Annotated in this window: 13 protein-coding genes; all 13 read left to right on the forward strand. The window is 39.2% G+C overall.

Annotated features, from left to right (window positions below; genetic code table 11):
* The first annotated feature begins 37 nt into the window (after positions 1-37).
* The 13 genes from JOC34_RS08375 (at position 38) to JOC34_RS08435 (ending at position 13,614) form a co-directional block, all read left to right on the forward strand.
* Positions 38-1,216 carry a pyridoxal phosphate-dependent aminotransferase gene (locus JOC34_RS08375; protein ID WP_205136295.1) on the forward strand — a complete coding sequence of 393 codons (1,179 nt, stop codon included), beginning with the start codon at positions 38-40 and terminating at the stop codon, positions 1,214-1,216.
* Positions 1,217-1,345: 129 nt separating this feature from the next.
* Positions 1,346-2,602, forward strand: a complete 1,257-nt coding sequence (locus JOC34_RS08380; protein ID WP_205136296.1) for an L-lactate MFS transporter — start codon at positions 1,346-1,348, stop codon at positions 2,600-2,602.
* A 109-nt stretch (positions 2,603-2,711) separates the two neighbouring features.
* Positions 2,712-5,120, forward strand: coding sequence for a penicillin acylase family protein (locus tag JOC34_RS08385; protein ID WP_205136297.1), 2,409 nt, complete (start codon positions 2,712-2,714; stop codon positions 5,118-5,120).
* Between the two features lie 170 nt (positions 5,121-5,290).
* A complete protein-coding gene (locus JOC34_RS08390) occupies positions 5,291-6,289 on the forward strand; it encodes a LacI family DNA-binding transcriptional regulator (RefSeq protein WP_205136298.1) in 999 nt (332 codons plus the stop codon).
* A gap of 37 nt (positions 6,290-6,326) precedes the next feature.
* A complete protein-coding gene (hxlB, locus tag JOC34_RS08395) occupies positions 6,327-6,884 on the forward strand; it encodes a 6-phospho-3-hexuloisomerase (protein ID WP_205136299.1) in 558 nt (185 codons plus the stop codon).
* Positions 6,885-6,902: 18 nt separating this feature from the next.
* Complete coding sequence (locus JOC34_RS08400) at positions 6,903-7,538, forward strand: bifunctional 4-hydroxy-2-oxoglutarate aldolase/2-dehydro-3-deoxy-phosphogluconate aldolase (protein ID WP_205136300.1); 636 nt, start codon at positions 6,903-6,905, stop codon at positions 7,536-7,538.
* A gap of 27 nt (positions 7,539-7,565) precedes the next feature.
* Entirely contained in the window at positions 7,566-8,585 is a 1,020-nt protein-coding gene (locus tag JOC34_RS08405; protein WP_205136301.1) for a TRAP transporter substrate-binding protein, read from the forward strand.
* Positions 8,586-8,642: 57 nt separating this feature from the next.
* On the forward strand, positions 8,643-9,128 hold the full coding sequence (locus JOC34_RS08410; protein ID WP_205136302.1) for a TRAP transporter small permease: 486 nt from the start codon (positions 8,643-8,645) through the stop codon (positions 9,126-9,128).
* The gene (locus tag JOC34_RS08415) at positions 9,128-10,414 is read left to right on the forward strand and encodes a TRAP transporter large permease (protein WP_205136303.1); all 1,287 of its coding nucleotides are present in this window, start codon (positions 9,128-9,130) and stop codon (positions 10,412-10,414) included. The genes JOC34_RS08410 and JOC34_RS08415 overlap by 1 nt, the downstream gene beginning before the upstream one ends.
* A gap of 21 nt (positions 10,415-10,435) precedes the next feature.
* Positions 10,436-11,122 carry a ribose-5-phosphate isomerase RpiA gene (rpiA, locus tag JOC34_RS08420; RefSeq protein WP_205136304.1) on the forward strand — a complete coding sequence of 229 codons (687 nt, stop codon included), beginning with the start codon at positions 10,436-10,438 and terminating at the stop codon, positions 11,120-11,122.
* A 39-nt stretch (positions 11,123-11,161) separates the two neighbouring features.
* Entirely contained in the window at positions 11,162-12,112 is a 951-nt protein-coding gene (locus tag JOC34_RS08425) for a sugar kinase (RefSeq protein WP_205136305.1), read from the forward strand.
* Positions 12,113-12,127: 15 nt separating this feature from the next.
* Positions 12,128-12,754 (forward strand): 3-hexulose-6-phosphate synthase, encoded by a 627-nt coding sequence (hxlA, locus tag JOC34_RS08430; RefSeq protein ID WP_205136306.1) that lies wholly within the window; start codon positions 12,128-12,130, stop codon positions 12,752-12,754.
* Between the two features lie 137 nt (positions 12,755-12,891).
* The gene (locus tag JOC34_RS08435) at positions 12,892-13,614 is read left to right on the forward strand and encodes a GntR family transcriptional regulator (protein ID WP_205136307.1); all 723 of its coding nucleotides are present in this window, start codon (positions 12,892-12,894) and stop codon (positions 13,612-13,614) included.
* Positions 13,615-13,650: the final 36 nt, after the last annotated feature.

Consider the following 13,650-nt stretch of genomic DNA (forward strand, 5'->3'; position numbering starts at 1 on the left):
AATTACATAGAGAAATTACATAAAGGGAGTAGATTTTATGCGGACATTTGAGCAATCGACAACATTGAAAAGGTTACCCGAGCAATTTTTTGCAAAGCTTGTGAAGAAAGCGCAGTACATGAAGGATCAAGGACATGACGTTATTAATTTGGGACAAGGTAATCCGGATTTGCCAACGCCAAGTCATATTGTTGAGGCATTGCAGCATGCATCAGAGGATCCGATCAACCATAAATATGCGCCATTTCAGGGACATTCGTATCTAAAGGAAGCGGTCGCTGAATTTTATAAAAAAGAGTATGATGTCACTATTGATCCGGACAAGGAAATAGCTATTTTATTTGGCGCGAAAGCAGGGCTTGTGGAATTAAGTCAATGTTTGCTCAATCCTGGTGATTTGGCATTGTTGCCTGATCCAGGATACCCGGATTATTTGTCAGGCATTGCTTTAGCTGATGCCGAGACAGCATTTATGCCGCTCTTAGAGAAAAATAACTTTTTACCTGATTACAGCAGTATTTCCAGTAACGTACTGGAAAAAGCCAAATTAATGTTCTTAAATTATCCAAACAACCCCACCGCAGCAACAGCAACGAAGGATTTCTTTGACGAGACGGTTGCGCTCGCCAAAGAATATAATTATTGTGTGGTGCATGATTTTGCATATGGAGCAATAGGATTAGATGGAGAGAAACCACAGAGTTTCTTGCAGTCTGAAGGAGCAAAGGACATTGGTGTGGAGATCTATACGTTATCAAAAACATATAATATGGCCGGGTGGCGGGTTGCTTTTGCAGTTGGAAACCCATCTGTAATCGAAAGTATCAACTTGATTCAGGACCATCTTTATGTAAGTTTGTTTGGTGCGATACAGCATGCAGCAGCGGCAGCGCTAACTGGTGAACAAACTGCAGTACAGCAATTGGTAGATACCTATGTAGTAAGGCGTGATGCTTTTGTTACGACACTACATAAAATAGGTTGGGATGTTACTGCTCCGAAGGGGACCTTTTTTGCTTGGTTACCTGTTCCTGATGGGTATGCATCAGAAGAATTTGCGGACATGCTACTGGAAAAAGCGCATGTAGTGGTTGCACCTGGAAACGGATTTGGGGAAAAGGGAGAAGGTTATGTGCGTGTAGGTTTATTGGATTCAGAAGAGCGGCTGGTAGAGGCGGCAAAGCGAATTGGAGAACTGGATATTTTTACGAAGTGAGCAGTGGCTAAATCGGGGCAGCGCACTCCAAAATTGGGAGAGCAACAGTCCAAATCGGGAGAGTATGCAAGACAATAGGCAATGGAAGATAATTGTATGTAATCTTACTATAAGAGGGAGGAGTTAAAGATGCAAAAAGTTAAGAATCGCTGGCTTATTGCTGCTTCAGGTGTTGGGATTCATATATCCATAGGATCCGCGTACGCTTGGAGTGTTTTCACTAATCCGATGGCAAATCAGTTTGGTTGGAAAACAACAGAAATATCATTTGCATTTAGTATCGCTATTTTCTTTTTAGGATTCTCCGCAGCCTTTTTGGGTAAATTTGTAGAAAAATACGGACCAAGGAAAGCTGGGATGCTTTCTGCCTTGTTTTTCGGTGTCGGTGTAGCGGGATCAGGGCTTGCTACATCTATGGAATCATTATATATGCTTTATTTATTCTATGGTGTAATTGGTGGAATCGGTTTGGGTATTGGCTATATTGCACCAGTGTCTACTCTTGTAAAATGGTTTCCCGATCACCGTGGACTTGCGACTGGGATGGCTATTATGGGTTTTGGTTTTGCCTCATTATTGACTGGACCTGCAGCGTCATTACTAATCGGACAAGTTGGCATCTCAGCGACCTTCTTTATATTGGGATCCATTTATTTTATCGTGATGATGATTTCTTCCCAGTATTTGGCACCACCTCCTAAGGATTGGGTACCTAAAGGATTTAAAGAACGGCAACAGGAGTCTCATCGTAAAGGGAAGATCAAAGCTGACCTTTCTTACCTGACAGCAAATGAAGCAATTAAAACACGACGCTTTTGGATACTTTGGCTGATGCTTTTCCTAAATGTAACGTGTGGGATTGCAGTTATTTCTGTTGCCTCTCCAATGGGGCAAGAGATAACAGGAATGTCTGCTGGTGCTGCTGCGACAATGGTCGGTGTGATGGGGATATTCAATGGTGGAGGCAGACTCGGCTGGGCAACGTTATCCGATTATATTGGCAGACCAAATGTGTACACGACTTTTTTTGTTATTCAAATTATCGCGTTCTTTATGATTCCGTCAGCCAGTAATCTGATCTTGTTTGAAATTCTGCTTTTTGCCATTGTTAGTTGCTACGGTGGTGGATTCGCATCGATCCCCGCTTATATTGGTGACTTATTTGGAACAAAGCAGCTTGGTGCCATCCATGGATATATCTTAACAGCTTGGGCCATGGCAGGTATCGCTGGACCTGTTTTCCTATCTCTTATCTATGATTCTACCGGCAGTTATAATGTAACAATGTTTATTTTTGGCATTGTATTTGTTATTGCCTTTATCCTGTCCATCTGGGTAAGGTCGGATATTAAACGTTTAAAGAAGCTGCAGGAGAAATTTGATTAACCGAACCCATTAGACCCATTATCTTTACTATTAGTCTCCAATTTGCATAGATAAAATTCAAATAATTATGATATAATTTATATATCGTTATATAAAGATAATAGGGGGAATGGGGATGGAGGAAGCACACGAATTTCCACCACGATCATCTAAAAAGAGAAAAAGAAGCAAGAAAACGATATTACTAATGATTGTTGGAATAATAGTAGTATTACTTCTTGCTGCTTATTTTATTGTAAGCGGATATACGAAAAAATCACTTGCCCAGTTGGAGGGTACGATCGAACTGCCGATGTTGGAACATGAAGTGGTGGTGATGACAGATGAAGATGGTGTACCCCACATCCAAGCAGAGAATGACCATGATTTGTACATGGCGCAAGGTTATGTTCAAGCACAGGACCGGATGTTTCAGATGGAGTTATCACGTAGGCAGGCATCTGGAACGCTTAGTGAAGTGGTGGGTGATTCAGCCATTGATAATGATAAATATTTCCGAACGCTTGGATTACGACGAGCAGCGGAAAAATCCTATGATCTGTACACAGATGAAGGAAAACAGGTACTGGATTGGTTTGCGGAAGGGATTAATACATATATTGCAGAAGCCAAGGAAACAGGTCGTTTACCGGTTGAATTTAAACTTGTTGGATCAGAGCCGGAACCATGGACACCAATAGATTCTTTAACGATTGGAAAATATATGGCTTTTGACCTTGGAGGACACTGGGAACAACAGGCGTTCAATTATTATTTGTTGAATGCGTTTGACGAGGAAAAAGCCTATGAGTTATTTCCATCCTATCCGAAAAACAAGCCAGAAATTATTGGGGAAGATGAGATCGATGTTGCAAGCAGTTTCGAACATGCCGTTGTTCCTCCTTCATTTAATGGCAGTAATAACTGGGTAGTAAGTGGAGAGAAAACAGCCTCCGGAATGCCTCTATTAGCGGACGATCCGCATTTAGGATTGGCCACCCCATCGATTTGGTATCAGATGCATTTAAAAACAGACGATGTTAATGTTAGTGGTGTTATATTCGCTGGCGTGCCGGGTATCATTTTAGGACAAAATGAACAAATTGCGTGGGGCGTAACCAATACAGGGCCAGATGTGCAACAGCTTTATATGGAAAAACAAAATCCGGAAAAACCGGGGGAGTTTTTGTTCGAAGACGAATGGGAAACAGCCACAGTAATTGATGAGCCAATCAAAGTAAAGGATGGCAAAACCGAGGACTATCAAGTCAAGGAGACAAGGCATGGTCCGATTGTTTCCGAGTTTGCTGAAGATAGTGGTAAGGATACCGTTTTTTCATTGAGATGGACCGCGCTCGACCCAACGACAGAGCTCGAGTCGATTTTGGAGATCAATCGAGCGACCAATTGGAAAGAATTTGAAAAGGGCCTCGAAAAGTTCCTTGCACCGGCACAAAACTTTGTATTCGCTTCAAAGGACGGTACAATTGCATACAAAGCGAATGGAAATATACCTATCTATGAAGATGGTGATGATGCATTATTGCCCCTTCCTGGCTGGGAAAAGAAACATGAGTGGACAGATTATATTCCATTTGACGAATTACCACGCGTTGTCAATCCTGAAAAGGGATTCATAGCATCGGCAAATAATAAGGTTGTTGGTGAAACGTATCCCTATCATATAAGTAATATGTGGGCACAACCCTATCGTTATGAACGAATTGCCGAAGTACTGGAAAAAAGTGATGAGCTTACAGCTATAGATATGAAAAACTTACAAATGGATACGGTGAATTTACAGGCCCGTGAGTTTGTGCCGCTATTTGCGACGCATTTGAAAAACGCTGAGCTTAATGAAGTAGAAAAAGAGGCCTTGGCATTACTGGGAAAATGGGATTTTGATGATGATGTTGAAGCGGCCGAACCATTAATATTTCACCGTTGGATGGATGAAATAGAAACCAATTTATATGCAGATGACATACCGGATAATGTGATGCATCTATTTGGCGGACAGGCGCAAACAACTGATATGCTTTTACGAAAAGCTGCTCAAGGTGATGATTCGATATGGATGGAAGAAAACGGTGGTTTGGAAAAAGTACTTCATACATCCTTGAGTAAGACATTAGCGGACTTAACGGATGAATACGGGAAAGATCTATCCGCATGGAATTGGGGAGGTTATCATAAAGTACAATTTCATCATCCGTTATCAGCAGTTAGTCCGGTACTAGCATTCTTTTTTAATCATGAAAAGCCGGTACCTGTAGGAGGAAGTAGCGTTACGCCGATGGCAGCAAGCTATAACAACGAAACGGGTGAAGTGAATCATGGTGCTTCTTGGCGATTTGTAGCAGATATGAATGATTCCGAAACAGGTTTCCATATCGTTGGACCTGGCCAGTCAGGCCATTTCAGAAGTGAATGGTATCATGATCAGATGAAAGATTGGGTAGATGGAACCTATCACGAAACAAAATTGAATGTCGACCAAGAAAATAAATTGCTGCTAACCCCAAAAGAAAAAGATTAACCCAACCCCATTGAGTGCTTAACTCAATGGGGTTCTTTTATATTATTCACACTTGAATCCATGATAATAATAATTCTCTCTTGTAAAACGTTTACAATTATCTTATACTATTACTAAATCGATTTACTAAACCGGTTTAGTAACCTGTAAATGACTTAGGAGAATATAAAATGAAAACAATTACAATGGCAGATGTGGCAAAGCAAGCTGGTGTTTCTAAAAGTACTGTTTCCCAATTTTTAAATGGTCGATATGATTACATGGGGGAAAAAACAAAGAAACGCATAGAACTAGCAATAAAGGAATTAGGTTATAGCCCAAATATCATCGCAAGAAGCTTGAAACAAAAATCGACGATGACCATTGGAGTGATCGTCGCAAATATCCTGCACGTATTTTCAACCCAGGTTATTCGTGCAATTGAAGATTTCTGTAATGAATCAAATTTCCACATCATCGTCTGCAATGCCGATGATAACCCTGCGAAGGAAAAACGATATATTGATATGCTTCGTGCTAAACAGGTAGATGGTATTATCGCTTTTCCAACAGGGGAGAACGTGGAACTTTATAACCAATTGACCGATAGTAATTACCCGATTGTTTTTATGGATCGGATTGTTCCAGGGATATCTATTGATACTGTGCTGTTGGACAATAAAAGGGCTGCCAAAATTGCGGTTGATAGGTTTGTGGAAAAAGGTTACCAGCGAATCGGCCTACTTACTCCACCACTTAGTGAAGGTGTAACACCGAGAAAAGAGCGGATTCAAGGCTACAAAAACGCATTGCAGAGCCAGCATATTCCATTTAATCCAGACTATCTATCAAGTACTGATATTTCGGAAGTTCAAGCAAGCCTGGATGCAATGCTAAGACTTCCTAATCCGCCAAACGCGCTTTTGGCATTAAATGATCGAACACTGTTTGAAGTGCTGAAATACGCAAAAAAGCAGCAGCTAAACATTTCAGAAGACCTTGCGCTGATAGGTATTGATGATGTGTCTTTCGCTAGTTTTTATAGCCCGGCATTAACAACCGTTGCCCAGCCCGCTTTTGAAATGGGGAGAAAAGCCGCAACACTACTATTAAATAGAATAAAAAATAAGTACACAGATCCGGAAATTTACCGATTTGAACCACAGTTAATGTCGAGGGAATCTTGCTAAAAGGCAATTAACTTAAAGAAGGGGAGTATAGATTTATATGAAAGAAATAACTAAAAGCATCGTGAACGAGGTATCTGAAGTATTGGGGCAAATAAATCCAGAAGAATCTATGAAACTAGCAAAGGAACTACATCACGCAAAAAAAATTTTTGTTGCTGGTACCGGACGATCAGGTTTAATTGGTAAAGTATTTGCCATGAGGATGATGCATAGTGATTATCCCATTTATGTTGTCGGAGAGACGATTACACCTAGTATTAAATCTGATGATCTGCTGCTTATCATTTCTGGATCAGGTTCTACAGGATCGCTTCAGCAATATGCGATAAAAGCGAAAGAAGTTGGTGCAACAGTAGCATTAGTTACTACAAATAAGACTGCGGCAATTGGACAATTAAGCGATTGTACGGTTTGTATCCCTGCGGCAACGAAGAAGCGTCTTGCATCAGAGCCGGAAACAATCCAACCACTTGGCAGCCAGTTTGACCAAACTGCACATTTACTGTTAGATTCTGTTGTTGTTTATCTTTTAGAACAACATCCGAAAGGACATAATCATACAGCACTGAATCAAAAGCATGCAAATTTAGAATAAGAAAAGAGGATACTTATCATGACAATTATAGAAACGATTAAGAAAAGCAAAATTATAGCTGTTATTCGTAAAGCAGAGGAGAAAAACATTGTACCGATACTTGAGGCACTTTCCCAAGGGGGCATAAATGCAGTGGAAATTACTGCGGAAACGCCAAATGTTACAGGTATAATTGAAAAGGCTGTAACAAATTTGGGTGATAAAGTAGCGATTGGTGCGGGGACGGTACTCGATCCTGAAACAGCGAGAGCGGTAATAATGGCGGGTGCAGCGTTTATCGTATCTCCGACATTAAATATCAATACTTTAAAACTTACGAACCGATATGGCATATTAAACATTCCGGGGGTTTTATCGCCAACGGAAATTGTAACGGCCTATGAGCACGGTGCAAAGATGGTTAAGATTTTCCCAGCAGATGCATTTGGACCGAACTACGTAAAAAATATACTAGGACCACTTCCACATGTTCAAGCAATGGTAACAGGTGGCATTACGCTTGATAATATGAATGAGTTTCTGTCAAAAGGCAGTGTTGCCGTTGGGATAGGGAGTAATCTCGTCAACGCGAAACAACTTCAGACAGCAGAAGATTATCAACAACTAACGAAACGAGCTGTTCAGTATGTTGCGAAGTTAGAAGACAAATCATAAAAAACAAGCAGAAGGGAGTTTAAAAACATGACAGGACTTAAAAATGTTCCATTAATATTAATTATGATAGCGCTTGCTATCTTAACTGCATGTAGTGAGAATGGCGGGGATGAGGATGAAGGAACCATTAAAATTATCTCCGCACATAACCAGACATCGCCAGATAGTCCCTACCAAGTAGGTTTGCTGGAATTTAAAAAAATTGCAGAAGAAGAATCAAATGGATCGATTGAAGTAGAAGTACATGCGGGAACAATTGGGACAGAGGAATCTGAACTGGTAGAAAAACTGCAATTAGGTGCAGCTGATATGGTACTCGTATCTCCAGGTTTTATGACACAAACGGGTATAAAAGAAGTTGATCTATTTTCATTTCCCTATTTATTTTCGAGTTATGAGCAATGGGAATCTACCGTGGATGGAGATCCTGGAGAAAAAATGAGTGAGTTAATCAATGAAAAATCTAATAATTCTTTTAAATTACTCGGTTATTGGTCTGCCGGTGTTAGACATTATTATGGAAAAAAGCCAATCGAAACCATCGATGATTTAAAAGGAGTGTCGATCCGGACCCAAACTTCTGGAGTAGTAGGAGACTTCTGGAAGAAAACAGGAGCGATTCCCTCATCTATATCATGGGGTGAATTGTATCAGGGGTTGCAACAGGACGTTGTAGACGCTTCAGAAAACTCTTATCCGTATTTCGTGCAGGAAAACCATCATACGACGAAAAATGGCAAATATATTACAGAAACTGCACATGATTATACAACAAGATTTTTATTGTTTAATGGGGATAAGTTTGATGCTTACTCAAAAGAACATCAAGAGATAATCTTAAAGGCAGCAGAAGCCTCGGTGAAAGCTGAGCGTGAAGCAGTTGATAAGCAGGATGAAGAATATAAGCAAAAAGCAATTGATGAAGGAGCAGAAGTGAATGAAATTGATAAAGAACCATTTATGGAATTAGTGAATCCAATCCAGGATCAAGCTGCAAAAGACATTGGTGTTGAGAAGTTATTGCAGGAGATTAGAGACATGGAGTAAAGGATCAAAATTCTATTTTGTAACATTTAAATAAATGATAAATGAGGAGGTACACTTATGGATCGTTTTGTACGGGCACTAGAGAAGGTACAGTTGATTGCAGGCGTAATATTTTTGTCTATCTTTTTCCTAGTCATTATTTTTCAAATCATTACAAGGCATATGGGTATATCTGTAATTTGGACTGAAGAGGTAGCAAATTATTCTTTTATATGGGCCGTATTTATGGGGGCAGCTGTAATGGTAAAAAGGCGGGAGCATTTTAATTTTGATTTTATTTTAAGGAAATTTAGGCATAAGAAAAAAGCATCGATACAGCTGATTAGTGATCTTGTTTTGATTATATTTAATCTGTTTATATTTTTACTTGGTTTGCAGGTAGTTAGTGAATTTTGGAATTATACATGGGCAGCAATACCGGAAATGAAAATGGGTTATGTTTGGATTTCGATTCCGATCATGGCAGGTAGTATGATCATTTATTCTATTTCCCACCTAATGGAACATATAAAATTACTTAGCGCAAAGGAGGTAAATGAATAATGGGATTTTTATTACTTGGAGTGTTTATTGTATTAATGCTTATCGGTGTACCAATCGCGTTTGTAATAGGTATTGTTGCACTAATAGGTATATTTAACATCCCTTATACACCAGAAGCAACGGTTCCGATGAAAATGGTGAATGGCCTGGATTCCTTTGTATTATTGGCAGTGCCATTATTTATTTTTGCTGCGAATCTAATGAACGCCGGAAAAATTTCCACGAAATTGATTGACCTTGCAATGGCAATTGTGGGGCCAATACGCGGCGGATTAGCGCATACAAATATATTAGTATCTATGATGTTTGCTGGAGTATCAGGCGCTGCACAAGCAGATACAGCAGGAGTTGGTAAAATACTTATTCCAAGTATGACGAAGAATGGCTATGACAAGGAAACATCAGTAGCGGTTACTGCTGCATCATCAACAATAGGCGTTGTTATTCCACCAAGTATTCCGATGATCATTTTTGCAGGTTTAACAAACGCATCAATAGGCGCGTTATTTCTTGGAGGGATCATTCCAGGTATTTTAATTGGGCTCGGCATGATGATTTTTGTATATATCTTAGCTGTAAAAAGAAATTACCCCAAAACAGCGCGTGTTGAATTCACTAAGTTTATAAAGTTATTTGTTCAGACAATTCCAGCTTTATTTACACCAATTATTATTATTGGTGGGATAATTTCCGGCTTAATTACAGCGACTGAAGCCGCAGCAGTTGCGTCATTATATACGATAATTATTAGTATATTCCTTTATAAAACACTTAAATTAAAAGATTTACCGAAAATACTAATTGATACACTGGGCTTAAGTTCTTTATCGTTGTTTGCCTTAGCTGCTGCTAGTGCACTAGGTGAGTTGATGAGTTATTACCAACTAGGAACAATGGCACAGGAATTCTTCACGGATCATGTAGGTACTAAATGGGTATTTATGTTACTTATTATCGCTTTCTTCCTTTTCATTGGCACATTTATGGATGCAATTCCGGCAATGATTCTATTTGTGCCAGTCATTTTGCCAACGGCGCTACAATTCGGAATTGAACCAGTACACCTTGGATTAATTATTGTTATGACCTTGGCGATTGGGCTTGTAACACCACCATATGGATTATGTTTATTACTCGCAGCAAAGATCGGTGATCTCACGATTGAAAGATCCTTTATTGCCGTACTTCCATATATCGCGATTGTTTTAATTGTACTGTTATTTATCGCATTTTTCCCTGATATCGCCTTTTATATTCCAAAAATGATTAATCCGGGATTGTTTTAAAACGATTGAAGGAGTGAGAACATGTTAACGCAAATAGAACAAAGTAAGAAAAATGCTGGGGAAGCGGCTGTCAATTATATAAAAGATGGCATGGTTATTGGTTTAGGTTCAGGTTCAACGATTTATTGGATGCTGAAAAAGTTAGCTGAACGCATAAAAGAAGGTTTGGATATAAAAGGGATACCGACTTCGGTAAAGACAGAAAAGCTGGCAAAAGATTTTGGTATTCCATTAACAACTTTCTCAGAGGTGGAACAAATAGATCTAGCAATTGATGGTGCGGATGAGGTGGATAATGATCTGAATCTTCTGAAAGGTGGTGGAGGTTCATTGGTCAGAGAGAAGATAGTCGATGCTGAAGCGAAGCAATTAATTATTATTGTGGATGAATCTAAAATGGTCCCCCATTTGGGGGCGTTTGCGCTTCCTGTTGAAGTCGTTCCATTTGGCTGGGAACTTACTGCGAAAAATATTACTGAGCATGGCTGTATCCCACAATTAAGGGAAGTAGATAATAAAGTATTTGTTTCTAATAACGGCAATTATATTTTGGATTGTCAATTCACTGAAATCAGACAGCCAAAGCAATTACATGAACAATTAAAGCTAGCTGTTGGTGTAGTGGAAACAGGTTTATTTTCGGAAATGGCTGACATAGTAATCATTGCAACAAAGAAAGGCATAGATATTTTACCGAAATACAAATAATGAGCATTACGATATGTAGCATTACTGGGAGGTATATAAATGAATGACGTTATCACGATTGGTGAATCCATGATCACATTTGATCCGGATGTAAAAGGGCCGATGAAATATGTAAATGGATTTAGAAAAAAAGTTGGTGGAGCAGAATTAAATGTTGCTATAGGCTGCTCACGTCTAGGATTGAAGGCGGGGTGGATCAGTAGGTTGGGTAATGATGAATTTGGTAGATACATTCAAACCTTTGCTCGTGGAGAGGGGATAGATGTGTCCCAATTGTCTCTAGTAGAATCTTATCCAACTTCATTGAATTTTAAAGAAATCATGGAAGATGGTAATGTAAGAACCTTCTATTATAGGGACAAATCGCCAACATTGACCATGACACCTGCAGATTTAAATGAAGCCTATTTTAAGCAAGCAAAAATCTTACATTTTACAGGTATTTTTCCTGCAATTGGACCGAACCATATCAAAATTGTTGAGCAGGCAATTGCTCTGGCAAAAAGGCATGGGCTAAAGGTTTCCTTTGACCCAAATATTCGACTTCGTATGTGGAGCAAGCAAGAAGCAAGAGAGACTCTATCTAAGCTGTTACCACATGTTGATATTCTGCTCGCTGGTGATGAGGAAATGGATATTATTATTGGAGAAAGCGATCCAAAGATGATTATCGAAAAAGCGAAACAACTTGGTATATCTTATATCGCTATTAAGCAGGGAGATAAGGGTGCGGTTGGTTACTATGGTGGGGATATCGTTGTAGCACCACCAGTAAAAGCATCCAAAGTTGTGGATACAGTTGGTGCTGGAGACGGGTTTAATGCAGGGATTCTTTACGGTATACTACACAACTGGCAACTTAAAAAAACATTACATTTTGCTAATACAATTGGTTCGATGGTCGTCTCGGTGGCGGGAGATAATGAGGGATTGCCTTATTATGAGGATGTACAGGAACGCCTTGGGGAAATTGAGCGAATTGAGAGGTAAAAAAGAGGTGAAAAAATGAAATTACAGCTAGCACTCGATCGTTTAACAAGAAATGAATGTTTTCGAATTGTGAATGAAACGAAACAGAGCATTGATGTGATAGAAGTAGGTACAGGTATGGTTAAGGAATATGGTATGTCGCTTGTAAGAGAAATGAAAGAGCGTTATCCGGAAAAAATACTTGTTGCTGATATGAAGACCTGTGATGCTGGCAAACATGAAGCGCGTCAGGCATTTGAAGCTGGTGCTGATATAACAACTGTGATGGCTTTTTCTTCAGATATTACAATTACAGATACGTTGGAAGTTGCTCGAAAAATGGGTAAACGTATCATGATTGATTTGCTGGAAGTTTCTTTTCGGGATCGAGTGGCCGAACTACATGAACTTGGTGTTGATTTAATCAGTTTGCATATTGGCAAAGATAAACAGCGTACAAAGAGCTTTAATACAACTTTATTTTCATTAGTAAACGGTTTTGATTTTGATGTTACGGTTGCGGGCGGAATCAGTATGAAGACACTGCCATATTTAATTGAAAAAGAACCAGATACAATTATTATAGGAAGTGCCATAACAAATGCTGAAAACCCAGGAGAAGTTGCCGCTGGACTGATGAATATGATTAAAAGTACTAAATAACCAGCCTAGTTAAAAGCCCTCAGTAGTCTATAATGAGGGCCTTTTTTTAAATCCTTTGTTTCTAGGGCAATTAGTTTTCCAATTAGTCTGAGATTCTGCTATTCTATAACTAACTATAGATAGAGAGGAAGACAGACTTGCAACTGGATACAACTAGCTCGATACCACTACATATTCAATTAAAAATTATGATAGAAAAACAAGTGATAGACGGGACTTTTACCGATCAGATTCCAAGCGAACGCCAGTTTATGGAGGAATATAATATTAGCAGGAGTACAGTCAGGGAGGCCATTAATCATTTAGTTCAGGAAGGAATTCTTGAAAAAAGGCATGGTAAAGGTACATTTGTTTCTTTGAAGCCGATCCATGATTGGCTTGGTAACTTAAGTAGTACGACGGAGACGATTCTCCAAATGGGAATGAAGCCTGGTGCAAAATTAATTACACATTATACGACAACACCATCTACATATATTCAGGAACGCACAGGCTTTACGGAAGCATATTTTATTAAACGAATTCGCTATGCAGATGATATTCCAATCGGAGTAGAGCGTCATTATTACCCTGTAGCGATTGGAAAAGAATTAGTAAAATATGACTTAGATAATGCAACATTGTACGATTTAGTGGAAAATGAACTCGGTATTCAATTTGCAGCAGCGGATCAAACGATTAGCAGTGGAATGTTATTGAATGAAGATAGGGAATATCTAAAGGTGCCATCTGGGTCCCATGTACTTATTGCGGAGCGCGTTATTAAGGATGAGGAAGGACAGATTATTGAAATGGAACAAGCATTTTACCGCAGTGATATGTACACATTTAAAATAAATTTATCACGTAAATTCGGCTGAATGCTAATTTCTAACCATTCATTAATTTTTGTTATA

The organism is Virgibacillus halotolerans (assembly GCF_016908515.1).
GTDB classification, from domain to species: domain Bacteria; phylum Bacillota; class Bacilli; order Bacillales; family Amphibacillaceae; genus Virgibacillus_M; species Virgibacillus_M halotolerans.